At 70.4% G+C, this 21,697-nt stretch carries 21 protein-coding genes; 9 read left to right on the forward strand and 12 right to left on the reverse strand.

Annotated elements, in window-relative coordinates; all coding sequences use genetic code 11:
- Positions 1-53: 53 nt before the first annotated feature.
- On the forward strand, positions 54-476 hold the full coding sequence (locus ACIRB1_RS04905; RefSeq protein ID WP_352177655.1) for an acyl-CoA thioesterase: 423 nt from the start codon (positions 54-56) through the stop codon (positions 474-476).
- 34 nt (positions 477-510) lie between these two features.
- Here the strand turns inward: ACIRB1_RS04905 and ACIRB1_RS04910 are convergent, their stop codons facing one another.
- On the reverse strand, positions 511-900 hold the full coding sequence (locus ACIRB1_RS04910) for a helix-turn-helix domain-containing protein (protein ID WP_266773967.1): 390 nt from the start codon (positions 898-900) through the stop codon (positions 511-513).
- Positions 901-1,002: 102 nt separating this feature from the next.
- On the opposite strand from ACIRB1_RS04910, the gene ACIRB1_RS04915 reads away from it, so the two are divergent.
- Positions 1,003-2,442, forward strand: a complete 1,440-nt coding sequence (locus tag ACIRB1_RS04915) for an MFS transporter (protein ID WP_403464576.1) — start codon at positions 1,003-1,005, stop codon at positions 2,440-2,442.
- A gap of 137 nt (positions 2,443-2,579) precedes the next feature.
- Here ACIRB1_RS04915 and ACIRB1_RS04920 read toward each other — a convergent pair whose 3' ends face one another.
- The gene (locus tag ACIRB1_RS04920; RefSeq protein ID WP_403464577.1) at positions 2,580-3,434 is read right to left on the reverse strand and encodes an NAD(P)H-binding protein; all 855 of its coding nucleotides are present in this window, start codon (positions 3,432-3,434) and stop codon (positions 2,580-2,582) included.
- A gap of 96 nt (positions 3,435-3,530) precedes the next feature.
- Here ACIRB1_RS04920 and ACIRB1_RS04925 point away from each other — a divergent pair, with 96 nt between their 5' ends.
- Positions 3,531-4,334, forward strand: coding sequence for a helix-turn-helix domain-containing protein (locus tag ACIRB1_RS04925; protein WP_403464578.1), 804 nt, complete (start codon positions 3,531-3,533; stop codon positions 4,332-4,334).
- Between the two features lie 67 nt (positions 4,335-4,401).
- Here ACIRB1_RS04925 and ACIRB1_RS04930 read toward each other — a convergent pair whose 3' ends face one another.
- The 7 genes from ACIRB1_RS04930 to ACIRB1_RS04960 all read right to left on the reverse strand — a co-directional run bounded on the left by ACIRB1_RS04930 (position 4,402) and on the right by ACIRB1_RS04960 (position 10,254).
- Positions 4,402-5,766, reverse strand: coding sequence for a nucleobase:cation symporter-2 family protein (locus tag ACIRB1_RS04930; RefSeq protein ID WP_403464905.1), 1,365 nt, complete (start codon positions 5,764-5,766; stop codon positions 4,402-4,404).
- A 266-nt stretch (positions 5,767-6,032) separates the two neighbouring features.
- On the reverse strand, positions 6,033-7,412 hold the full coding sequence (locus ACIRB1_RS04935; protein ID WP_403464579.1) for an 8-oxoguanine deaminase: 1,380 nt from the start codon (positions 7,410-7,412) through the stop codon (positions 6,033-6,035).
- Between the two features lie 119 nt (positions 7,413-7,531).
- Positions 7,532-8,479 (reverse strand): factor-independent urate hydroxylase, encoded by a 948-nt coding sequence (gene pucL / locus ACIRB1_RS04940; RefSeq protein WP_403464580.1) that lies wholly within the window; start codon positions 8,477-8,479, stop codon positions 7,532-7,534.
- A gap of 89 nt (positions 8,480-8,568) precedes the next feature.
- Positions 8,569-8,967: a hydroxyisourate hydrolase gene (uraH, locus tag ACIRB1_RS04945; RefSeq protein ID WP_403464581.1), complete on the reverse strand. Its 399-nt coding sequence runs from the start codon at positions 8,965-8,967 to the stop codon at positions 8,569-8,571.
- Positions 8,964-9,482 (reverse strand): 2-oxo-4-hydroxy-4-carboxy-5-ureidoimidazoline decarboxylase, encoded by a 519-nt coding sequence (uraD, locus tag ACIRB1_RS04950; protein ID WP_352177662.1) that lies wholly within the window; start codon positions 9,480-9,482, stop codon positions 8,964-8,966. The genes uraH and uraD overlap by 4 nt, the downstream gene beginning before the upstream one ends.
- Before the next feature lie 155 nt (positions 9,483-9,637).
- The gene (locus ACIRB1_RS04955) at positions 9,638-10,006 is read right to left on the reverse strand and encodes a helix-turn-helix domain-containing protein (RefSeq protein ID WP_352177663.1); all 369 of its coding nucleotides are present in this window, start codon (positions 10,004-10,006) and stop codon (positions 9,638-9,640) included.
- Positions 10,003-10,254 (reverse strand): hypothetical protein, encoded by a 252-nt coding sequence (locus ACIRB1_RS04960; protein ID WP_352177664.1) that lies wholly within the window; start codon positions 10,252-10,254, stop codon positions 10,003-10,005. The genes ACIRB1_RS04955 and ACIRB1_RS04960 overlap by 4 nt, the downstream gene beginning before the upstream one ends.
- 138 nt (positions 10,255-10,392) lie before the next feature.
- Here ACIRB1_RS04960 and ACIRB1_RS04965 point away from each other — a divergent pair, with 138 nt between their 5' ends.
- The 4 genes from ACIRB1_RS04965 (at position 10,393) to ACIRB1_RS04980 (ending at position 14,553) form a co-directional block, all read left to right on the forward strand.
- Entirely contained in the window at positions 10,393-11,223 is an 831-nt protein-coding gene (locus tag ACIRB1_RS04965) for a TIM barrel protein (protein ID WP_403464582.1), read from the forward strand.
- A gap of 38 nt (positions 11,224-11,261) precedes the next feature.
- Positions 11,262-12,152 (forward strand): 2-hydroxy-3-oxopropionate reductase, encoded by an 891-nt coding sequence (locus ACIRB1_RS04970; RefSeq protein WP_384868055.1) that lies wholly within the window; start codon positions 11,262-11,264, stop codon positions 12,150-12,152.
- Positions 12,153-12,495: 343 nt separating this feature from the next.
- A complete protein-coding gene (locus ACIRB1_RS04975; protein ID WP_403464583.1) occupies positions 12,496-13,953 on the forward strand; it encodes a catalase in 1,458 nt (485 codons plus the stop codon).
- A gap of 366 nt (positions 13,954-14,319) precedes the next feature.
- Positions 14,320-14,553 carry a hypothetical protein gene (locus ACIRB1_RS04980; RefSeq protein ID WP_352177668.1) on the forward strand — a complete coding sequence of 78 codons (234 nt, stop codon included), beginning with the start codon at positions 14,320-14,322 and terminating at the stop codon, positions 14,551-14,553.
- A gap of 198 nt (positions 14,554-14,751) precedes the next feature.
- Here ACIRB1_RS04980 and gcl read toward each other — a convergent pair whose 3' ends face one another.
- Positions 14,752-16,536, reverse strand: coding sequence for a glyoxylate carboligase (gene gcl / locus ACIRB1_RS04985; RefSeq protein ID WP_352177669.1), 1,785 nt, complete (start codon positions 16,534-16,536; stop codon positions 14,752-14,754).
- Between the two features lie 175 nt (positions 16,537-16,711).
- On the opposite strand from gcl, the gene ACIRB1_RS04990 reads away from it, so the two are divergent.
- Positions 16,712-17,419, forward strand: a complete 708-nt coding sequence (locus ACIRB1_RS04990; protein ID WP_352177670.1) for a hypothetical protein — start codon at positions 16,712-16,714, stop codon at positions 17,417-17,419.
- A 33-nt stretch (positions 17,420-17,452) separates the two neighbouring features.
- On the opposite strand, the gene ACIRB1_RS04995 is transcribed toward ACIRB1_RS04990, so the two are convergent.
- The gene (locus tag ACIRB1_RS04995; RefSeq protein WP_403464585.1) at positions 17,453-19,060 is read right to left on the reverse strand and encodes an AMP-binding protein; all 1,608 of its coding nucleotides are present in this window, start codon (positions 19,058-19,060) and stop codon (positions 17,453-17,455) included.
- Entirely contained in the window at positions 19,057-20,727 is a 1,671-nt protein-coding gene (locus ACIRB1_RS05000) for an AMP-binding protein (RefSeq protein ID WP_403464586.1), read from the reverse strand. The genes ACIRB1_RS04995 and ACIRB1_RS05000 overlap by 4 nt, the downstream gene beginning before the upstream one ends.
- A 125-nt stretch (positions 20,728-20,852) precedes the next feature.
- Here ACIRB1_RS05000 and ACIRB1_RS05005 point away from each other — a divergent pair, with 125 nt between their 5' ends.
- Entirely contained in the window at positions 20,853-21,686 is an 834-nt protein-coding gene (locus tag ACIRB1_RS05005; protein ID WP_403464587.1) for a response regulator transcription factor, read from the forward strand.
- Positions 21,687-21,697: the final 11 nt, after the last annotated feature.

Consider the following 21,697-nt stretch of genomic DNA (forward strand, 5'->3'; position numbering starts at 1 on the left):
GGCATGCCAAGATCGGTCGGTCAGATCGTCCGTCAGTACGAGAAGGGAACGCAGTGAGCGAGCCGTTTTCCGTCCCGGTGACCGTCCGCGGATACGAGACCGACAGCCTGGGGCACCTCAATCAGAGCGTGTATCTGCAGTACGCGGAGCACGCCCGCTGGTCGGCGCTGACCGCCGCGGGGGTGGGCCAGCCCGAGTTGATCGCCCAGGGCATCGGGCCGGTCGTCCTGGAGACCACCATCCGCTATCTGCGCGAACTGCGCGTGGACGAGGAGGTGACGGTGAGCTGCGGCTTCGAGTGGGGCGAGGGCAAGACGTTCCGCGTGCTCCAGACGATCACCAAGGCGGACGGCACGGTCTCCGCGGAGATCGTGTCGACCGGCGGACTGCTGGACCTCCAGAAGCGCAGGCTGGTCGCCCAACCACAGGAGTTCTTCCGGAAGCTGACCACGAATCCGGGCCTGTTCGGGCTCTGAGCCGGGGCGACGGGGACAACCCCGGCTCCCGGTCCTACTCGGGCTCGCGCTCGGTGTCGTAGGCCGCACGGGACTCCGCGATGTAGACGCGATTGCGCTCCGCCCAGTCCGTCAGGCCTTGCAGGGTCTCGTGCAACTCCCGCGCCACCGGGGTGAGTTCGTACTCGACCTTCGGCGGCACCGTCGCGTGCACGGTGCGGGTGACGAGTCCGTCGCGCTCCAGGTTGCGCAGGGTGAGGGTCAGCATGCGGCGGCTGATGCCCTCGATGCCGCGCTCCAACTCGGTGAAGCGGATGGGTCCGTGGGCCGCCGCGACCAGGATCTGCACGCTCCATTTTCCGGAGACCCTGTCAAGAACCTCTCGGACCGGGCAGGCGTGCGCGTTCACGACCTGGACGGTTACACCGGTGTTCCCTCGAGACATCGAAGTGCCTCCTTACGACGGCCTCCATGGTTCCTCACGATGTACCCCGTTACAAGTCGTGCACCGAAGGTTCCCCTGGACATCCACGGAGGTCAGGCCGCCATGACGGCACTCACCCAGTCACCGACCCGCCCCGCAGGCCGAACGTACTCCCGCTGGGCGTCGCTCGTCGTCCTGTGCGCGGGGACGCTGATGACGATCCTGGACGGCAACATCGTGGTCGTCGCCCTCCCGGCGATCCAGAACGACCTCGGTTTCTCCGGGCCTGGGCTGGCCTGGGTGGTGAACGCGTATCTGATCCCGTTCGGCGGACTGCTCCTCCTCGTCGGGCGGCTGGGCGATCTCGTGGGCCGCAAGCGGATGTTCGCCGCCGGGCTCGCCGTGTTCACCGCGGCCTCCGTGCTGTGCGGGATCGCGACGAGCCAGGGCATGCTGATCGCGGCGCGGGCCGTACAGGGCGTCGGCGGGGCGATGGCCTCGGCGGTGGTCCTCGGGATGCTGGTCGCGATCTTCCCCGAACCGCGTGAACAGGCCCGCGCCATCGCGGTGTTCAGCGCGGTCGGCGCCGGGGGCGGGGCGCTCGGCACGTTCCTCGGCGGGGCGCTGACCCAGGCCCTGAACTGGCACTGGATCTTCCTCATCAACCTTCCCATCGGGATCGTGGCCTGGCTCGCGGCCGTCCGCGTCCTCGCCCCGGAGCGGGGCGCCGGACTCGGCCGGGGCGCCGACTACCCGGGAGCCGCGCTGGTCACCGGCGCGCTGATGCTGAGCGTGTACGTGATCGTCGGGTCCGGCACCCGCCCGCTCACCCGCACCCTCCTTCTCGCCGCCCTCGCCCTGGCCCTCTTCGCTGCGTTCACCGTCCGCCAGGCCCGGGCGGCCCGCCCGCTGCTGCGCCTGAGGCTGTTCCGCTCCCGGCTGCTGACCGGGGCGAACGCCGTGCAGATCCTGATGATCGGCACGATGTTCGGCTTCCAGTTCATCGGCGCGCTGTACCTCCAACGCGTGCTGGGCTTCAGCGAGTTGCTCACCGGCACCGCCTTCCTCCCGGCACCGGTCGCGATCGGCGCCCTGATGCTCGGCCTCTCGGCCCGCACCATCGGCCGCTACGGCGCCTACCGCGTCCTCCTCGCCGGACTGCTCCTCATCATCGCCGGGATGACCCTGCTGAGCCGCGCCCCCGCCGACGGCTCCTACGCCCGGGACGTCCTGCCGGCCCTGCTCCTGCTGGCCGCCGGTTTCGCCGCCGCGATGCCCGCGCTGACCGGGCTCGCCATGTCGGGAGCCCGGGAGGAGGACACGGGCCTGGCCTCCGGCCTCTTCAACACCACGCAGGTGGTGGGCGGTTCGCTGGGCCTGGCGGTGCTGACAACGCTGGCGGCGGGACGGACGGATGGACTGGTGTCCAGGGGCGCGGAGTTGATACCGGCGACCGCGGAGGGCTACCGACTCGCCTTCCGGACCGGGGCGTTGATCGCCGTGGCCGCGCTGGTGCTGGCGGCGGCGGTGCTGCGATCGGAGAGGGGGCGGAGCGGGCGATGAGAGCGGGGGCAGGAGCGGAGGCCCGGACACGGGCAAGGACAGGGCTGACATCCCCGCCTACGGCCGCGCGCCTACGCCTAAGCCCCGCGCCTACGACCCGCGCCTCCGCCTACCCCAGCGCCACCGCCTCCGCCGCCTCACCCCTCCCCGAACAGCGCCCGGTGATCCACGGCCCACTCCCGGTAGGTCCGCGCCGGACGCCCCAGCACCTGCCGTACGTCATCCGTGACGACCTCGTTGCCGCCGTTCCTCACGTACGCGCGGCTGATCTCGGAGGCGTCGATGAACGTGTCGCTGAAGCCCAGTCCGAGGAGGTACTCGCGGGCCTCGGCCGAGGTCAGGTCGCGTACGGGGACCGGGCGGCCGAGGATGTCGGCGAGGACGGCGGCCTGGTCCGGCACGGTGAGCACCTCGGGGCCGGTCAGGGTGTACGTCCGCCGCGAGTGCGCCGGGTCGAGCAGGGCCGCCACCGCCACCTCGGACACGTCGCGCGGGTCGACGACACCCTGGCCGCCGTCGCCGCTGGTGTTCGGCACCGGGCTGCCCGCGCGCAGGGACGCCGCCCAGCCGAGGGTGTTCGAGGCGAAGGCCGAGGGGCGCAGGACGGTCCACTCCAACCCGCTGTCCCGCACGGCCTGTTCACCGGCCACGTGCCAGGTGCCGACCGGTCCGACGGCGGGTTCGCCGGTGCCGATGCCGGAGAGCTTCACGATCCGGCGCACGCCCGCGGCCCGGGCCGCCTCGACGAGACCTCGGTCGTGCTCGGCGTCGTCCGGGCCGAACACCCCCACCAGGAAGGCGACTTCGGCGCCGGTCAGCGCCGCCTCCACCGACGCCCGGTCGGCGTGGTGGCCCCGCGCGGTCTCGACTCCCGAGGGGATGTCGGCCCGTTCGGGGTCCCGGGTCAGGGCGCGGACCTTCTCGCCGCGCGCCACGAGCTGTCGTACGACTTCACTGCCGATGGTGCCGGTGGCACCCGTCACGAGGATCATGGTCACCACAGTGGGCGGGGAGGCGGCCCGGGTTCTAGGAGATTCCGGCACGTTCGGGGGCCCGGTCCGGCACGCGGGCGCGCTTACCGTGGAGGGGTGACGAACGCCCTGTCCGAGCGGGTCGTGGACCTGCCCGACGAACTGCGCCCCTGGATCACCCGTGTCGGCGTGCTGCGGCTCGACGCGATACAGAAGGAGCCGTTCGTTCATCTCCCGGACGCGGACACGAAGGTGATCGTGCGGGTCGAGGGCGACGGACGGCGCAGCGTTCTCGTCGTGGGGCCGCGCGTCCGGGCCACCTATCACGCGGGCAAGCCCGTCGTCTCCTGTGTGGAGGTACGCCTGGCGCCGGGCACCACGCTGCCGCTGCTGGGCGTCCCGGCGGTCGATCTCGTCGGCCGGGCGCTGTTCCTGGGCGATCTCCCGGGCGAGGTACCGCGTCGGCTGGCCGCCGAACTCCTCGGGACGGCCCCCGATCCCGAGTCGACGACGACCCGGCTCGCGGAGATCCTCCCCGCCCGCCTCAGCGCCGCGGCGGACCCCTCCCGTACCGAACTCGTACGGGCCGGCGTGGACGCGATGTCCATCCGCACCGGACGTCTCCCCGGCCCGGTGCCCGACGTGGCCCGTGAACTCGCTGTCAGCGAGCGCCAGTTGCGGAACCTGTTCGCCGAGGGGGTCGGCCTCTCCCCCAAGCACTACGCCCGCATCAACCGCGTCCGCGCCGTACTGGCCCACGCCACGGAGCTGTCCTGGGCCCAACTCGCCGCCGTCACCGGCTACTACGACCAGTCCCACATGACCTCCGACTTCCGCGCCCTGATGGGCGTGTCGCCCCGCTCCTACTTCACGGGCCGCCTGCCGGAGGCGATGCCCTGCCGGGTGATCCGACGCGGCTGAGGCGAAGCGCGGGGCGCGCAGTGCGGGGCGGCCGGGTGCGTGAAGTCGCCCCCGGCGCGCGGGAAGGTCATGAGATCGGCTGACGCGCGAGGGGTACGGCTCCGGTGGTGGCGCCGGCCTGTTCGCGGGCCCGGCCGAGGTGGTGGAAGACCAGGTTCAGCGCCACCGCGGCGACGCAGCCCGTGGAGATGCCCGAGTCGAGGACGATCCGTACGGTCTGCGGGAAGGCGTGGTAGAAGTCCGGCGCCGTGATCGGGATGATGCCGACGGCCAGCGAGACCGCCACGATGAGGATGTTGTCGTCGCGGTCGAGGCCCGCCTTGACGAGGGTCTGGATGCCGCTGGCGGCGACCGAGCCGAACAGGACGACGCCCGCTCCGCCGAGGACCGGGCGGGGCACGACGGCGATGAGCGACGCGGCCATCGGGCACAGGCCCATGAGGACCAGGAAGCCGCCGCCGGTGGCGACGACGTAGCGGCTGCGGATGCGGGTCATGGCGACCAGGCCGATGTTCTGCGCGAAGGCGCTGCACATGAAGCCGTTGAAGAGGGGGCTGAGGGCGGAGCCGAGGGTGTCGGCGCGCAGGCCGGCGGCGATGGTCCGTTCGTCGGCGGGGCGGTCGACGATCTCGCCCAACGCCAGCATGTCCGCGGTGGATTCGGTCATCGAGACCACCATGACCACGCACATCGAGATGATCGCGGCGAGCTGGAACTGCGGTGCGCCGAAGTGGAAGGGGCTCGGGAAGCCGATCGCGTCGGCGTCGGCGACGGGGCTGAAGTCCGTGGCGCCGAAGGGGATCGCGAGGAGGGTGCCGATCAACAGGCCGAGCAGGACGGCTATTTGTTTGACGAAGCCGCGGGTGAAGCGGCGGAGTGCCAGGACGACGACGAGTGTCACCGCCGCCAGGCCGAGGTAGGTGCGCGAACCGTAGTCGTGTGCCGAGGGGTCGGGTCCCTGTGCCCAGCCGAAGGCGACGGGCAGCAGGGACACGCCTATCAGGGTGATCACGGTGCCGGTGACGACCGGCGGGAAGAAGCGGACCGCCTTGCTGAAGAAGGGGGCGGCGAGGAAGCCGAGGAGGCCGGCGACGATCACCGCGCCGAAGATGATCGGCAGCGCGTCGGACGTGTCCTTGGTGGAGGCGACGATCGCGGTCATCGGGGCGACCCCGGCGAAGGTGACGCCGTTGACGAAGGGCAGCCGGGCGCCGATCTTCCAGATCCCCAGGGTCTGAAGGAAGGTCGCGAGGCCCGCGGTGAAGAGGCAGGCGCCGGTGAGGAAGGTGAGTTCGGTGCCGGAGAGGCCGACGGCCGCGCCGACGATCAGCGGCGGGGCGACGACTCCCGCGTACATGGCGGCCACGTGCTGGAGGCCCGTGGTGGCCATCTTGAGTGCGGGAAGTTTCTCGTCAACGGGGTGGATGGTCACGTGCTCGTCAACGGGACGGGTGGTCACGGCGGCTCCTCCGGGCGGGTAACACGTCGGCTCTGACGTGGGTTTCAGGAGGTGGTGCGCGGTCGTGCGGGACCGGGACGGAACCCACCGCACAGGGTGGGCAAGGCCGTTCCGGGGCGCGCACAGGCGTGCACGCCCCGGCCACGGCCACCGGACGAGGGCCGTCCCCCTCGACCGGAGATCTTCGACTGGGCGACGCGGCAGGCCGGTTCACGCCGGCCGGGGTCGCCGCTGTCGGCTCAGTGCTGCGCGGCGATCCGCGCCAGGCGCCGGGCCTCGTCCCGCGTGGAACGGGCGATCGTGTCCTCGTCGACGTGCAGCAGGCGGCCCGACTCGACGATCTGACGGCCGTTCACGAAGGAGGCGGTGACGGGGGCCGCGGCGCCGAAGACGAGCGCGGTCACCGGGTCGGCGATCGAGGCGTGGGCCAGCGTGTCCAGGTTCCACAGCACCAGGTCGGCGAGCTTGCCCGGCTCCAGGGAGCCGATCTCCCCCGCGCGGCCCAGGACCTGGGCGCCGCCATAGGTGCCGAGGCGCAGTGCCTGGCGGGCGGTGAGGGCGGCTTCGCGGTGGGCGCCGAGGCGGTTGATGAGGAGGGCGTTGCGCAGTTCGGTGTGGAGTTCGCCGGACTCGTTCGAGGCGGTGCCGTCGACGCCGAGGCCGACCGGGACGCCGGCGGCGAGCATGTCGGGGACGCGGGCGATCCCGGCGGCGAGGCGGGCGTTGGACGAGGGGCAGTGCGCGACACCGGTCTTCGTGCGGGCGAAGGCGGCGATGTCGGAGTCGTTCATGTGGACGCAGTGCGCCATCCACACGTCCTCGCCGAGCCAGCCGGTGGACTCGAAGTAGTCGGTGGGGCCCATGCCGAACAGTTCCTTGCAGAACTGCTCCTCCTCGACCGTCTCCGAGCCGTGCGTGTGCAGCCGCACCCCGAGCCGGCGGGCCAACTCGGCGCCCTGCTTGAGGAGTTCGGTCGACACGGAGAACGGTGAGCAGGGGGCGACGGCGACCTGGGTCATCGCGTCGAAGGAGGCGTCGTGGTGTTCGCGTACCGTCGCCTCGGTCGCGGCGAGGGCGCCCTCCAGGGTCTCGACGGCGAAGTCCGGGGGCAGTCCGCCGTCCTTCTCGCTGCGGTCCATGGAGCCGCGGGCCAGCGTGAAGCGGACGCCCATCTCGCGGGCGGCGCCGATGATCGCGCCGGAGAGGTCGCCGGAGCCCTGCGGGAAGACGTAGTGGTGGTCCATCGCGGTGGTGACTCCGCCGCGGGCCATCATCGCGAGGGAACCCTGCGCGGCGGCGCGGACCATCTGCTCGTCGATGCGCGCCCAGGTCGGGTACAGCGCGACGAGCCAGTTGAAGAGGTTGTGGTCGGTGGCCAGACCCCGGGTGATCCACTGGTAGAAGTGGTGATGGGTGTTGACCAGGCCGGGGGTCACCAGATGGCCCGAGGCGTCGATGCGGCGTACGACGTTCTCCAGCCCCTCGGGGGCGCTGCCCGCGCCGAGGGACTCGATGCGGTTGCCGGCGACGACGAGGTGCCCGGTCGCGTACTCGGTGTCGTCGGCGTCGACGGTCGCGATCGAACAGTTCTCGATGACGGTGCGCTGAACTGCTGCCATGGTTCGTCCTCTGCACTGTGGGAGTGGGCACGGCAGGACCCCGGGATTTGAGTACCGCGGCCCGCACGGGACGGGCGGGCCACGGGTGCCGCGAAGTGAGCCGGTGGGGCGGGTGTCGCTCAGAGGTTGGTGAGGTCCACCGGTATCCCCGGCTCGCAGCCGTCCCGCAGGACGGTCGCCTCGATCAGGCCGTAGGGCCGGTCGGCGGCGAAGTACACCTCGTTGTCGTTCTTCAGCCCGAACGGCTCCAGGTCCACGAGGAAGTGGTGCTTGTTGGGCAGGGAGAAGCGGACCTCGTCTATCTCGCTGCGGTTGTTGATGATCCGCGAACCCATCTGATACAGGGTCTGCTGGAGCGACAGCGAGTACGTCTCGGCGAAGGCCTGGAGCATGTGCTTGCGCACCTGCTCGTAGGACTTCTCCCAACTGGGCATCTTCTGCTCGTCGTCGGACCAGTTGAAGCGCCAGCGGGCGGAGACCTGGGTGGCCAGGATGCGGTCGTAGGCCTCGGGGAGGGTCGTGTACTTGTCCTTGACGTAGCCCCAGAACTCGGAGTTGGTCGAGTTCATCACGACGAGGTCCTTGAGGCCGGAGATGACCTCCCACTTCTCACCGTCGTAGGTGATCTGGGTGACCCGGGTCTCCTGGCCCTTGTGGACGAAGGAGTGCTTGACCTCGTCGGCGCCGATGAACTGGGAGTTGGCGTCGGAGGTGTCGATCCGCTCCCAGGAGTACTCCTCGATGCGGATGCGCGCGGTCGTGATCGGCTCCTGGCTGGTCACGAAGTGCCGGGCGAGGTGGATGCCGAACTGCTCGGCGGACTCGATGCCGTGCTCCTTGGCGAACGCGTACACCGTGTTCTTGGTGGTGTCCGTCGGCAGCACGTTGGCGTTCGAGCCGGAGTAGTGGACCTCGTCCATGTCGCCGCTCAGCGCCACGGACACGTTGAGGTCCTTGATGTGATGGGTGGCGCCGTCCCGCGTGATCTTGACGACCCGGTTCTCGGCCTTGCCGTACTGGTTCTGTCCCAGGATCACAGGGCGGCCCGGGCGGGAATTGTCTGCCATCTTCTGCTAGCTCCCTCGGTAAACGGGCCGTACTGGTTCTGTCCCAGGATCACAGGGCGGCCCGGGCGGGAATTGTCTGCCATCTTCTGCTAGCTCCCTCGGTAAACGGAGTAGCCGAACGGGTTGAGCAGCAGCGGTACGTGGTAGTGCTCGCCGGGCTTCACGGCGAAGGTGATCGCCACCTCGGGGAAGAACACTCCGGTCGCACCGCTGTCCCGATTCGCGGGGGCGTCCTGCTGCGCATCGGCTTGCTTCTTTTCGAAATACGGCTCCACCGCGAAGTCGAGCCGTACGTGTGTGGTGCCCTCCGGCGGCGCCGGGAGGTCCTTGCACCGGCCGTCCGCGTCGGTGGCCGAGCCTCCGAGCGGCTGCCACTCCTCCAACGGGCCGCTGCGCGCGGCGAGTTGGACGGCGACGCCCTCGGCGGGGCGGCCGACGCTGGTGTCCAGGATGTGCGTGGACACCGAGGCGGTGGTGCTGGTGCTCATGCTCGGGCTTCCTCTTCGACGATGCGGGCGAGCCGGATACGGTTGATCTTGCCCAGCTCGGTGCGGACGATCTCGCGTTCCCGCTCCGGCGCGTTGCCGATCCGTTCCCTGACCGCGTCGCGCATCTGCTCGCCGGTCCGGCCGGTGGCGCAGATCAGGAACACATGACCGAACTTCTCCTGGTAGGACAGGTTCAGGTCGAGCATCTCGGCCCTGAGGTCTTCTGAGGCGCCCGCCATGCCGCGCTGTTCGCGGGCGGAGGTGGGGTCGCCGGGCTTGGGGCGGCCGATCGGCGGGTGGCCGGCCATCGCCTCGGCCAGGTCACCGTCGGTCAGCCCGGCCGTCGCGGTGTCGCTCGCGGCGTACAGGTCCTCGGGTCCGGCGTACGGACGGGCGGCGAGCAGCCGCCGCGCCCACGCCGTGGAGGCACACGCCTCAAGGAGTACGGCGTACGCCGCGTGCTCCTCCAGGACGTTGAACCGGGCGAGCCCCGGCGGCGTGGAAGTCGACGTCACGGCAGCCTCCGTGGCCTTGTGCTGAACGGGCTGCCCAGTAGCTAACGCGCTCGGAAACACGACGTCAACACTTTGTTGAAAATTCCGGGTAACAAAGAGGACGCCACCGCCCGGCCGGCTCCGGCGGGCGCCGGTCGGCCGCCCCCGGACGCGACTCAGGCGTCCTTCTCGCGGTTCAGATAGTTGTAGACGGTGAACCGGCTGACCCCGAGGGCGCCCGCCACGGTCTCGACGCCGTGCCGCACGGAGAAGGCGCCGCGGGCCTCCAGGACCCGTACGACCTCCTGCTTGGCCTTGCGGTCGAGGTCGGCGAGGGGCTTGCCCTGCCTGCGCTCCATCGCGGCGAGGATGTGGTCGAGCGAGTCCGCGAGCTGCGGCAGGCGTACGGCGACGACGTCGGCACCCTCCCAGGCGAGCACGACGTCGTCGGGTCCGGCCTCATCAGGCGGCAGCATCTCGCCGCCCATGGCGTCGACCAGCGGCTTCACAGCCGTGATGAACGGCTCGTCCCCCACGCCGGTCATCGTCCGCTCTCCCCGATCACGTTGAGCTGGAGCGAGACCCGGGTGGCACCGGCCTCCAGCGCCCTGCGCAGCAGCGCGTCCACGGCGGTGAGCACCTCGCCCGCGTCCCCCTCGGCGGTGTTGCCGAACGGCCCGACGTCGACGGCGTCCAGCGCCGCGGCCTCGATGACCTCCCTGGCCACCAGCGCATGGGCCGGCGCCTCGTCGAGATCGAAGGGCTCTGTCGTGAACTCCACTCGCAATCGCACGGGCACAACCTAACGCGCGGTGCCGTTTTCCGCCGAGCCCTCTTGACAAGCTCCGACCCCCGACGGCAATCTTCCATTAAGCAGAAACGAACTTCCGTAATACGGAATAACAAACCACGGAAGGGAGCGCAGCGGCTCATGGGATTCGCAGACCAGCGCTTCAACGTCAACCTGTCGATCCTCTTCACCGAACTCCCGCTCCTGGAGCGCCCGGCGGCAGCCGCCGCGGCCGGCTTCACCGCGGTCGAGCTGTGGTGGCCCTGGATCGACTCCCCCACCCCCGAGCAGTCCGAACTCGACCCGCTCAGGCGGGCGCTTCAGGACGCGGGCGTCCAGCTCACCGGCCTGAACTTCTACGCCGGCGAGCTCCCGGGCCCGGACCGCGGCGCCCTGTCGATCCCCGGCGAGGAGTCGGAGAGGTTCCGCGCGAACATCGACGTGGCCGCCGACTTCGCCCACTCCGTCGGCGCCACCGCGCTCAACGCGCTGTACGGCAACCGCGTGGAGGGCGTCGACCCGGCCCGGCAGGACGCGCTCGCGCAGGAGAACCTGGTCCTCGCGGCCCGCGCCGCCGACCGGATCGGCGCGGTCCTGCTGATCGAGGCGCTCAACAAGCCCGAGTCGCCGCTGTACCCGCTCGTCAGCGCGCCCGCCGCCGTGGAGGTCGTCGACAAGGTGAACGCCGCGTCCGGCCTCGGCAACGCGCGCTTCCTCATGGACCTCTACCACCTGTCCATGAACGGCGAGGACCTCCCCTCCGTGATCGAGCGGTTCGCCGCGAAGACCGGCCATGTGCAGATCGCGGACAACCCGGGCCGCGGCGCCCCCGGCACCGGCACGCTCCCGCTGGAAGACCTCCTCGACCAGCTGCGGAAGGCCGGTTACGACGGCTGGGTGGGCCTGGAGTACAAGCCCGGCGACCGCCCGAGCGCCGAGGCCTTCGACTGGCTCCCCCGCGCGGCGCGCTGAACTCCCCCTACTTGCAGAGCAGTTGGAAAGGTCCCCTCATGAGCAGTCTCCCCAAGATCGCATGGATAGGCCTCGGCATCATGGGCTCCCCCATGTCCGAGAACCTGATCAAGGCAGGCTACGACGTCACCGGCTTCACCCTGGAACAGGACAAGCTGGACCGCCTGACCGCCGCCGGCGGCACCGCGGCCGGCTCGATCGCCGAAGCCGTGCGGGACGCCGACGTGGTGATCACGATGGTCCCCGCGTCCCCCCAGGTCGAGGCCATCGCCTACGGCCCGGACGGCATCCTGGAGAACGCCCGCACCGGCACCCTCCTCATCGACATGTCGTCGATCACCCCGCAGACCTCGGTCGACCTGGCAAAGGCCGCCGCGGACAAGGGAATTCGGGTCCTGGACGCTCCCGTGTCCGGCGGTGAGGCCGGGGCGATCGAGGCCGTGCTGTCCATCATGGTCGGCGGCGGGCAGTCCGACTTCGAGGAGGCCGAGCCGATCTTCGACGCGCTCGGCCGGACCATCGTGCTGTGCGGTCCGCACGGCTCGGGGCAGACCGTGAAGGCCGCCAACCAGCTGATCGTCGCCGTGAACATCCAGGCGTGCGCCGAGGCCGTGGTCTTCCTGGAGAAGTCGGGCGTGGACCTGGCGGCGGCCCTCGACGTCCTCAACGGCGGGCTCGCCGGCTCGACCGTGCTGACGCGGAAGAAGGACAACTTCCTCAACCGCGACTTCAAGCCGGGCTTCCGGATCGACCTCCACCACAAGGACATGGGCATCGTCACGGACGCGGCCCGCAACGTCGGCGCCGCGCTGCCCGTCGGTGCCGTGGTGGCCCAGCTGGTCGCGTCGCTGCGCGCCCAGGGCGACGGCGGCCTCGACCACTCGGCGCTGCTGCGCGCCGTGGAGCGCCTCTCGGGCGCCCAGCTCTGATCAACCCGTCCTGACCGACGCTCCGATCAACCCGTTCCGACCGGTCCGCTCTGATCAACCCGTTCCGACCGGTCCGTTCACGTCGGTCCTTCCGATCGGTCCGTTCACATCGCTCGGTTCCCACCGGTCCGATCCGACCGGTCCGATCCGACCGGTCCCCAAGACTTCCGGGCCGCGGCGCCGCTGACATCTGTCCTGTCGCGCCCAGGCGGCGCCGCGGTCCGGAATCCCCATGGAATCGGGTTCAACAAACTGTTGACGCCCCGATCGTCCCAAACCTAGGCTCCACAAAGCGGAAAACAACTTCCGAAGAATTCCGCTGCCCCTCGTACGGAAGGTCACGATGTCGAAGCGCGTGCTCACCACCGAGTCCGGCGCCCCGGTCGCCGACAACCAGAACTCCGCGTCCGCCGGCATCGGCGGCCCGCTCCTCCTCCAGGACCAGCACCTCCTGGAGAAGCTCGCCCGGTTCAACCGCGAGCGCATCCCGGAGCGCGTGGTGCACGCCCGCGGCTCCGGCGCGTACGGCTACTTCGAGGTCACCGACGACGTCACCGGCTTCACCAGCGCCGACTTCCTCGGCAGCGTCGGCAAGCGCACCCAGCTGTTCCTGCGCTTCTCCACGGTCGCCGACTCGCTCGGCGGCGCCGACGCGGTGCGCGACCCGCGCGGCTTCGCGGTCAAGTTCTATACGGAGCAGGGGAATTACGACCTCGTCGGGAACAACACCCCGGTGTTCTTCATCAAGGACCCCACCAAGTTCCCGGACTTCATCCACTCGCAGAAGCGCGACCCCTTCACGGGCCGCCAGGAGCCGGACAACGTATGGGACTTCTGGGCGCACAGCCCCGAGGCCACCCACCAGGTGACCTGGCTGATGGGCGACCGCGGCATCCCGGCGTCGTACCGCCACATGAACGGCTACGGCTCGCACACCTATCAGTGGACGAACGCGGAGGGCGAGGCCTTCTTCGTCAAGTACCACTTCAAGACGAACCAGGGCGTCCGCAGTCTCTCCTCCGAGCAGGCGGCGGAGTTGGCGGGCAGGAACCCCAACTCCCACCAGACGGACCTGCTCCAGGCCATCGAGCGGGGTGTGAACCCGTCCTGGACCCTGCACGTGCAGATCATGCCGGCGGCGGACGCGGCGGAGTACCGCTTCAACCCGTTCGACCTCACCAAGGTGTGGCCGCACCGGGACTACCCGCTCCAGCGTGTGGGCCGCCTGGTCCTCGACCGCAACCCGGACAACGTGTTCGCCGAGGTCGAGCAGGCCGCGTTCTCCCCGAACAACTTCGTGCCGGGCATCGGTCCTTCGCCCGACAAGATGCTCCAGGGCCGCCTGTTCGCCTACGCGGACGCGCACCGCTACCGCCTGGGCGTCAACCACACGCTGCTCGCGGTGAACGCCCCCAGGGCGACGACGGCGCAGAACTACGGCCGGGACGGCTTGATGGCGTCCAACCCCCAGGGCCGGGCGGCGAAGAACTACGAGCCGAACTCCTACGGCGGCCCGACCGAGACCGGCCGCGCCCTGTCGGCGCCGCTGGCGGTGAACGGCTACACGGGCACGCACGAGGCCCCGCAGCACACCAAGGACGACGACTTCTACCAGGCGGGCGAGCTGTACCGCCTGATGTCGTCCGAGGAGCGGTCCCGTCTCGTCGCGAACATCGCCGGCGGCCTGTCCCAGGTCTCCCGTGACGACGTGATCGAGAAGAACCTCGCGCACTTCCACGCCGCCGACCCGGAGTACGGCCGGCGCGTGGAGGAGGCGGTCCACGCCCTGCGCGAGGACTGACCCCACCGACGGCCCGTGGGTGCCGGACGACCCGGATGAGGGGTGGTCACCGGCACGGCGCGGGCAGGGCCAGGACCGCGGCGGAGTGCGAGCCAGTGCGGTGGTGAAGGTACCGAGGCCTCCTTCTCGACCTGAGGGAAGGAACACCCCGGTCCCGTCGCGACCGCCGCGGTCCCAGCCGACAGTTTTCCCTCCACATCACGTGGAGCCCCCCAGACTCCGTCCGGCGGCGCGAACGTCCTGACACCCTCAGCCTCGCGCCACCGGACGGCCACCACGACGAGCGCCGGATACGGACAGTCCCGTATCCGGCGCTCTTCCGCGTTTCCGGGTGCGGATCGGCCGTCCGCGCAGCAGCCTGAAGACATGGCACACCCACCGGAACTTCCGCACATCGTGGTGCACCCCCCGGCCCTGGACGGCTCCCGCCGGGTCACCGTCGGTGATGAGACCCTCGGGGTCGCCTCCCACCTCGACGATGTCGTCGAGATCCTGCGGCTGGCCGACCTGGATCGGATCGAGGTCGAGGAGAGTGACCTGATCGAGTGGCAGGGGGGTGGGCCGGAGGACTGGCCTGGTCTCTCGGAACACGATCTGTGAACCTCAGGTAGACCTCTGGGGCGGGTCGGGGCTGCCTGGGGCTGTTCGTTGCGGGGTGCGGGTCGTCTGTGGCTGGTCGCGCAGTTCCCCGCGCCCCTTTTTTGAGGCGCTGCGCGTCCACAAAAAAGGGGCGCCAAAAGCAAAGGCGGGGCGGCCCATCCCCCCCGGATGAGCCGCCCCGCCTTGCGTGTCCCGCGTTTACACCTTCAGCGTCTTGATCGACGTCGGTGCGTGAGCCGGTTCCGTCGCCAGTTCCTCGAACTCCACCACGTTGCTGATGTCGTTCGTCTTGCTCATGGCGATGTTGGTGACGCGTTCCAGGATCGCCTCAACCACGACCGGGACCCGGAACTCCGCGGCGAGCTTCTTGGCCTGTTCGAAGGCCGCGCCGAGTTCCGCGGGGTCGGTGACGCGGACGGCCTTGCAGCCGAGGCCCTCGACGACCTTGATGTGGTCGACGCCGTAGACGCCCAGCTCCGGCGAGTTGATGTTCTCGAATTCCAGGTTGACCTGGAAGTTGATGTCCAGGCCGATCTGGGCCTGGCGGATGAGGCCCAAGTAGGCGTTGTTCACGAGGACATGGACGTAGGGGATGCGGTGCTGGGCGCCGACCGCCAGCTCTTCGAGCATGAACTGGAAGTCGTAGTCCCCGGAGAGGGCCACCACCGATGCCTCGGGGTCGGCCTTCGCGACGCCGAGGGCGGCGGGGATGGTCCAGCCGAGGGGGCCCGCCTGGCCGCAGTTGATCCAGTGGCGGGGGCGGTAGACGTGCAGCATCTGGGCGCCGGCGATCTGGGAGAGGCCGATGGTGGAGACGTACCGGGTCTCCGGGCCGAAGGCCTTGTTCATCTCCTCGTAGACGCGCTGGGGTTTGATCGGGATGTTGTCGAAGTGCGTACGGCGCTGGAGAGTTGCCTTCCGCTCCTGGGCCGAGGCCGCCCACCGCGAGCGGTCGGGGAGGGCCCCCGCCTCCTTCAACTCCCGTGCCACCTCGACGAACAGCTCCAGTGCGGCCTTCGCGTCGGAGGCGATGCCGTAGTCGGGGGCGAAGATCTTGCCGATCTGGGTGGGCTCGATGTCGACGTGGACGAAGGTGCGGCCCGCCGTGTAGACGTCCAGCTTGCCGGTGTGCCGGTTGGCCCAGCGGTTGCCGATGCCGAGGACGAAGTCGGACTCCAGGAAGGTCGCGTTGCCGTAGCGGTGCGAGGTCTGGAGGCCGACCATGCCGGCGTTCAGTTCGTGGTCGTCGGGCAGGACGCCCCAGCCCATCAGGGTCGGGACGACCGGCGTGCCCGTCAACTCGGCGAATTCGACGAGGAGTTCGGACGCGTCCGCGTTGATGACACCGCCGCCCGCGACGAGCAGCGGGCGTTCGGAGGCGTTCAGGAGACCGATCGCCTTCTCGATCTGCGCCCGGGTCGCGGTCGGCTTGTACACCGCCAGCGGTTCGTACGTCTCCGGGTCGAACTCGATCTCCGTGAGCTGCACGTCGATCGGCAGGTCGATCAGGACGGGGCCCGGGCGGCCGGAACGCATCAGGTGGAAGGCCTGCTGGAAGACGCCGGGGACCTGGGCCGCCTCCAGGACAGTGATCGCCATCTTCGTCACGGGGGCCGCGATCGACGCGATGTCGACGGCCTGGAAGTCCTCCTTGTGGATCACGGCGGTCGGGGCCTGGCCCGTGATGCACAGGATCGGGATCGAGTCGCCGATCGCGGAGTAGAGGCCGGTGATCATGTCGGTGCCGGCCGGGCCCGAGGTGCCGATGCAGACACCGATGTTGCCGGGCGCTGTACGGGTGTAGCCCTCGGCCATGTGCGAGGCGCCCTCGACATGGCGGGCGAGGGTGTGGTGGATGCCGCCGGACGCCTTGAGCGCGGCGTAGAACGGGTTGATCGCCGCACCCGGCACGCCGAACGCGTCGCTGACGCCCTCGCGCTTGAGGATCTCGACTGCCGCGCGGGCAGCGGTCATACGAGCCATGGAGTACTCCTGCTTCGGCTGTCGGAATCACCTCACCGGCGCGCCCCGCGGTGAAAGCTCCTCACTAGCTTCGGACTTCCGCATTACGGAATCTAACTTCTACTATCTGGAATTAATGTAAGTGGGGTGGCCAAGGCCGTCAAGAGACGGACAAGCAGGGGTTTCCAGGAGGAGCATGGGGCTCATGTCAGAGAGCGTGCCGGTGCGCTGTCCGGCCTGCCGACGTGAGCACGTCTACGCTGCGCCGTCCTACCCCTGTGTCTGCGGAGCCCCCGTCGCCCCGCCGCTGGATCAGCGCGGCGTGGCGACGGTCGTGACCCACCGGGTGTGGGACGAGGACTGGATCGCGGTGCGCTGCGCGGCCTGCGGCCGGCTCGACGAGTGGCCGTACCCGGAGCTGGGCTGCCCGTGCGGGACCCTGCTGCGCATCCCCGTCGCGGGGGCGGAGCCGGCCTCGGAACCGACCGTGCGGACCACGCGGCTGGGCGCCGATGTGCGGGGGCGGCCCGCCTTCCAACCCGTGACGATCCGTACCGCGCGCGACGCGGTCACCGCCGCCGCGCTGTATCTGCGCTGGCTCGGCTACCGGGACATCCGCCGCGCCGACCAGCGGCCCCCGTCCGGCATCGGCCTCGCCGCCCGCGGCATCCTCGCGCAGGTGGACCCGACCGTCCGCCCCGCGTCACTGCGGGACGTGGAGTGCCTGTGGCTGACCGCCATGACGGAGTCCACGGAGTGCGTCTACTTCTCCCTCGCTGGTTACGCCGACGACGCCCGCGTCCGCGCGGACGCCCTGGGCGTTCCCCTGTTCGTCCTCGACCTCACGGGCACGCCACAGCCGGTGAACGAGCCGGCCGATCAACTCGACGCGGCGGGAAGTTAGCTGGAGTTCGGGGCCGGGGCGGCGAGGCGCGCCTCACTCCCCCCGCACCGCCCGCTCCCGCAACTCGATCTTCCGCACCTTGCCCGACACGGTCATCGGAAAAGCGTCCATGATCCGCAACAGCGTCGGGATCTTGTAGTGCGCCAGCCTCCCGTCGCAGAAGCCGCGTACCTCCTCCAGCGTCGGCGGGTCCGCCGGGTCGCGGGGGATGACGCAGGCCAGGACCTCCTCGCCGTAGCGTTCGTGGGGGATGCCGACGACCTGGACGTCCGCGATCTTCGGGTGGGTGTAGAGGAACTCCTCGATCTCGCGCGGGTAGATGTTCTCGCCGCCCCGGATGATCATGTCCTTGATACGGCCGACGATCTCGACGTAGCCGTCCTCGCGCATCATCGCCAGGTCACCCGTGTGCATCCAGCGGCCCGCGTCGATCGCCTCGGCGGTCTTCTCCGGCTCGTTCCAGTAGCCGAGCATCACGCTGTAGCCGCGGGTGCACAACTCCCCCGCCGTGCCCCGGGGTTGGGTGACGCCGGTCGCCGGGTCGACGACCTTGACCTCCAGGTGCGGGAGGACCCGGCCCACCGTGCCCGTGCGGTGTTCGAGGTCGTCGTCCCGCCGGGTCTGGAGCGAGACCGGGGACGTCTCCGTCATGCCGTAGCAGATGGACACCTCCGCCATGTGCATCTCGGCGACCACCCGCTTCATCACCTCGACCGGGCAGGGCGAGCCCGCCATGATGCCGGTGCGGAGCGAGGAGAGGTCGTAGGACGCGAAGTCGGGGAGGTTCAGCTCCGCGATGAACATGGTCGGGACGCCGTAGAGCGAGGTGCACCGCTCCTGCTGTACGGCCTTCAGGGTCGCCGCCGGGTCGAACGACGCGGCCGGGATCACCATGCACGCTCCGTGGGAGGTCGCCGCGAGGTTGCCCATGACCATGCCGAAGCAGTGGTAGAAGGGCACCGGGATGCAGACCCGGTCCTGCTCGGTGTAGGCGATCGACTCCCCCACGAAATAACCGTTGTTGAGGATGTTGTGGTGGGAGAGCGTGGCGCCCTTGGGGAAGCCGGTCGTGCCCGAGGTGTACTGGATGTTGATGGGGTCGTCGCAGGACAGCTCGCTCCCGCGGGTCGAGAAGTCCTCGTGCAGATCGGGCGTCCCGCGCCGCAGCAGCGCGTCCCAGCTCGGGTCGCCGATGTACACGACCTCGCGCAACTCCGGGCACCTGCCCCGGACTTGGTCGACCATCGCCCGGTAGTCGCTGGTCTTGTGGCCGACCGAGGCGAACAGGACGGAGATTCCCGCCTGGTTGAGGACGAACTCGACCTCGTGGGTGCGGTACGCCGGGTTGATGTTCACCATGATCGCGCCGATGCGGGCGGTGGCGTACTGGACGAGCACCCACTCCGCGCAGTTGACCGCCCAGATCCCGACCCGGTCACCCTTGGCGACCCCGCTCGCGAGCAGCGCGTAGGCCAACTGGCCGGTGTCGGCGGCGAATTGGGCGTACGTCCAGCGCCGGCCCGACGGCACGTCGACGAGCGCCTCGCGGTCGGGCCAGGCGGCGACCGCCCGGTCGAGGTCGGCGCCGATGGTGTCGCCGAGGAGTGAAGTCCCGCTGGTTCCATGGGAGTACGAGTTCACCGGAAGTCCTCCTCGCGGTACTCGGCGGCCGAACCGGAGGCCGTCGCCTCGCGCAGTGCGATCCGGCGGATCTTGCCGGAGACGGTCTTGGGCAGCTCGGCGAACTCCAGCCGCCGGATGCGCTTGTAGGGGGCGAGGACGTCACGCGAGTGCTCGAACAGCACCTTCGCGGTGTCGGGTCCCGGCTCCCAGCCCGCGGCGAGCACGACGTACGCCTTCGGTACGGCGAGCCGCAGCTCGTCCGGCGCGGGCACCACGGCGGCCTCGGCCACCGCCTCGTGCTCCAGCAGCGCGCTCTCCAGCTCGAACGGGGAGATCTTGTAGTCGGAGGCCTTGAAGACGTCGTCGGAGCGGCCGACGTAGGTGATGTAGCCGTCCTCGTCGCGGGAGCCGATGTCACCGGTGCGGTAGTAGCCGCCGGCCATCGCCTCCGCGGTACGGTCCGGGTCGCCGTGGTAGCCGGTCATCAGGCCGACGGGCGGGTCGGAGAGGTCGAGCGCGATCTCGCCCTCGGCCGCGCCGGGCGCACCCGACACCGGGTCCAGCAGCTCGACCCGGTACCCGGGACTCGGCCGCCCCATCGACCCCGTCTTCAGCGGCTGGCCGGGGCTGTTGGAGACCTGGACGGCGGTCTCGGTCTGCCCGAAGCCGTCCCGGATGGTGACGCCCCAGGCCCGCCGGACCTGCTCGATGACCTCGGGGTTCAGGGGCTCCCCCGCCGCCAGTGCCTCGCGGGGCGGGGTGCGCAGCTGGGTCAGGTCGGCCTGGATGAGCATGCGCCACACGGTCGGCGGGGCGCAGAAGGTGGTGACGCCCGCGCGGTCCATCTCGGCCATCAGGCGGGCCGCGTCGAAGCGCGTGTAGTTGTGGATGAAGACGGTCGCCTCCGCGTTCCACGGCGCGAAGAGGTTCGACCAGGCGTGCTTGGCCCAGCCGGGCGAGGAGATGTTGAGGTGCACGTCGCCGGGCTTGAGGCCGATCCAGTACATGGTGGCCAGATGGCCGATCGGGTACGAGGTGTGGGTGTGCTCCACCAGCTTGGGATGGGCGGTGGTGCCCGAGGTGAAGTAGAGCATCAGCGGGTCGTCGGCCAGGGTCGGCGCGTCCGGCGTGAACTCCGCGGAGGCGGTGTCCGCGTCCGCGTACGACCGCCAGCCCTCGACGGCGCCGCCGACGGCGATCCGGGTGTACGACCCGGGCACCTCGTCGAACTTGGCGGTGTCCTCGGAGCGCACGATCACCTGCCGGACCCGGCCGCGGGCGACGCGGTCGCGCAGGTCGGCGGGGCCGAGCAGCGGGGTGGCGGGGATGACGACGGCGCGCAGTTTCATCGCGGCGAGCGCCGTCTCCCACAGCTCGGTCTGGTTGCCGAGCATGACGAGAATCCGGTCCTCGGGGCGGACGCCCTGGGCGCGCAGCCAGGTGGCGACACGGTTCGAGCGCTCGGACATCTCCGCGAAGGACAGGGCGGACTCGGTGCCGTCCTCCTCGACGATGCGCAGGGCCGTGCGGTCGTTTCCGGCCGCGATGACGTCGAACCAGTCGAGCGCCCAGTTGAAGTGCTCGGGCCGGGGCCAGGAGAAACCCTCGTAGGCCGTGGCATAGTCCTCGCGATGTGCCAACAGGAAATCCCGCGCACTACGGAACGACTCACTCGCCGTCGTCATCTGTCCTCCTCAGTACCGGACCATTGCCGGGCGGCTCTCTGACATCGTGTAATCCGTGACGTGGGTCTCACTACCCCCGTACGGGGGTGTGTGCAGCACGGCGGCCGCAATGAAGGGGCGAGCGGGTGACGACGGACGCGGCAGGGATGGTGGAGATTCAGTCGGCGCTGGTACGGCTCCGGCGCGGGACGGGGCTGCCGGTCGCCTTCGGCGGCCTGGTGGAGTCCGGCCGCCGGCAGATGCGCATCAGCGAACTGAGCGGCACGGCGACCCCCGCCCTGCGCGCCCTCGCGGTCTGCTCGGGCAACGGCCTCGGCGGCAAGGCGGTCGCCCTCGCCCGCCCGTGCGCGGTCCTCGACTACTCCGCCTCCCGCCAGATCAGCCACGAGTACGACGCCCCGGTCGCCGCCGAGGGCCTGCGCGCGATCCTCGCGGTCCCGGTCGTCGTACGCCGCCGCGTCCGCGGTGTCCTCTACGGCGCGCTGCGCACCGCCCAGCCGCTCGGCGACCGGATGCTGAGCGCGGCGATGGAGGCCGCCCGGGACGTCGAACAGGCCCTGGTCGTACGGGAGGAGGTGCACGAGCTGCTGAGCGCGGCGCGTCCGGCACCGGCCCCCGACCCGGCGGCGAGCGCGGTGTGGGAGCAGGTGCGGGAGGCGCACGCGGCGCTGCGGGCACTGGCCCCGCGCATCGCGGACCCGGCGCTGCGGGCAGAACTGCTGGACGCCTGCGGCCTGTTGACGGCGGAGGCGGCCACCGGTGAGGTGGGACTGACACCCCGCGAGCTGGACGTCCTGGCGTGTGTGGCGGCGGGGGCGACGAACGCGGTGGCGGCGGAGCGGCTCGGGCTGCGGCCGGAGACGGTGAAGGGATATCTGCGCTCGGCGATGCGGAGGCTCGGGGCGCACACCCGCGGCGAGGCCGTGGTGTCGGCGCGGCGGGCGGGGGTGCTGCCGTGAGAGGGGGCGAG

The sequence above is a fragment of the Streptomyces sp. NPDC096013 genome, assembly GCF_044763565.1.
Classification (GTDB): Bacteria; Actinomycetota; Actinomycetes; order Streptomycetales; family Streptomycetaceae; genus Streptomyces.

What these genes read in the sequence shown, in the direction of transcription:
- ACIRB1_RS04915 (WP_403464576.1), top strand. Translation starts at nt 1,003, where the DNA reads ATGACGGCACTCACCCAGTCACCGACCCGCCCCGCAGGCCGAACGTAC.
- ACIRB1_RS04975 (WP_403464583.1), top strand. Translation starts at nt 12,496, where the DNA reads ATGTCGAAGCGCGTGCTCACCACCGAGTCCGGCGCCCCGGTCGCCGAC.
- gcl (WP_352177669.1), bottom strand. Translation starts at nt 16,536, where the DNA reads ATGGCTCGTATGACCGCTGCCCGCGCGGCAGTCGAGATCCTCAAGCGC.
- ACIRB1_RS04970 (WP_384868055.1), top strand. Translation starts at nt 11,262, where the DNA reads ATGAGCAGTCTCCCCAAGATCGCATGGATAGGCCTCGGCATCATGGGC.
- ACIRB1_RS04990 (WP_352177670.1), top strand. Translation starts at nt 16,712, where the DNA reads ATGGGGCTCATGTCAGAGAGCGTGCCGGTGCGCTGTCCGGCCTGCCGA.
- uraH (WP_403464581.1), bottom strand. Translation starts at nt 8,967, where the DNA reads ATGAGCACCAGCACCACCGCCTCGGTGTCCACGCACATCCTGGACACC.
- ACIRB1_RS04910 (WP_266773967.1), bottom strand. Translation starts at nt 900, where the DNA reads ATGTCTCGAGGGAACACCGGTGTAACCGTCCAGGTCGTGAACGCGCAC.
- ACIRB1_RS04935 (WP_403464579.1), bottom strand. Translation starts at nt 7,412, where the DNA reads ATGGCAGCAGTTCAGCGCACCGTCATCGAGAACTGTTCGATCGCGACC.
- ACIRB1_RS04965 (WP_403464582.1), top strand. Translation starts at nt 10,393, where the DNA reads ATGGGATTCGCAGACCAGCGCTTCAACGTCAACCTGTCGATCCTCTTC.
- ACIRB1_RS04920 (WP_403464577.1), bottom strand. Translation starts at nt 3,434, where the DNA reads ATGATCCTCGTGACGGGTGCCACCGGCACCATCGGCAGTGAAGTCGTA.
- ACIRB1_RS05000 (WP_403464586.1), bottom strand. Translation starts at nt 20,727, where the DNA reads ATGACGACGGCGAGTGAGTCGTTCCGTAGTGCGCGGGATTTCCTGTTG.
- ACIRB1_RS04980 (WP_352177668.1), top strand. Translation starts at nt 14,320, where the DNA reads ATGGCACACCCACCGGAACTTCCGCACATCGTGGTGCACCCCCCGGCC.
- ACIRB1_RS04955 (WP_352177663.1), bottom strand. Translation starts at nt 10,006, where the DNA reads ATGACCGGCGTGGGGGACGAGCCGTTCATCACGGCTGTGAAGCCGCTG.
- pucL (WP_403464580.1), bottom strand. Translation starts at nt 8,479, where the DNA reads ATGGCAGACAATTCCCGCCCGGGCCGCCCTGTGATCCTGGGACAGAAC.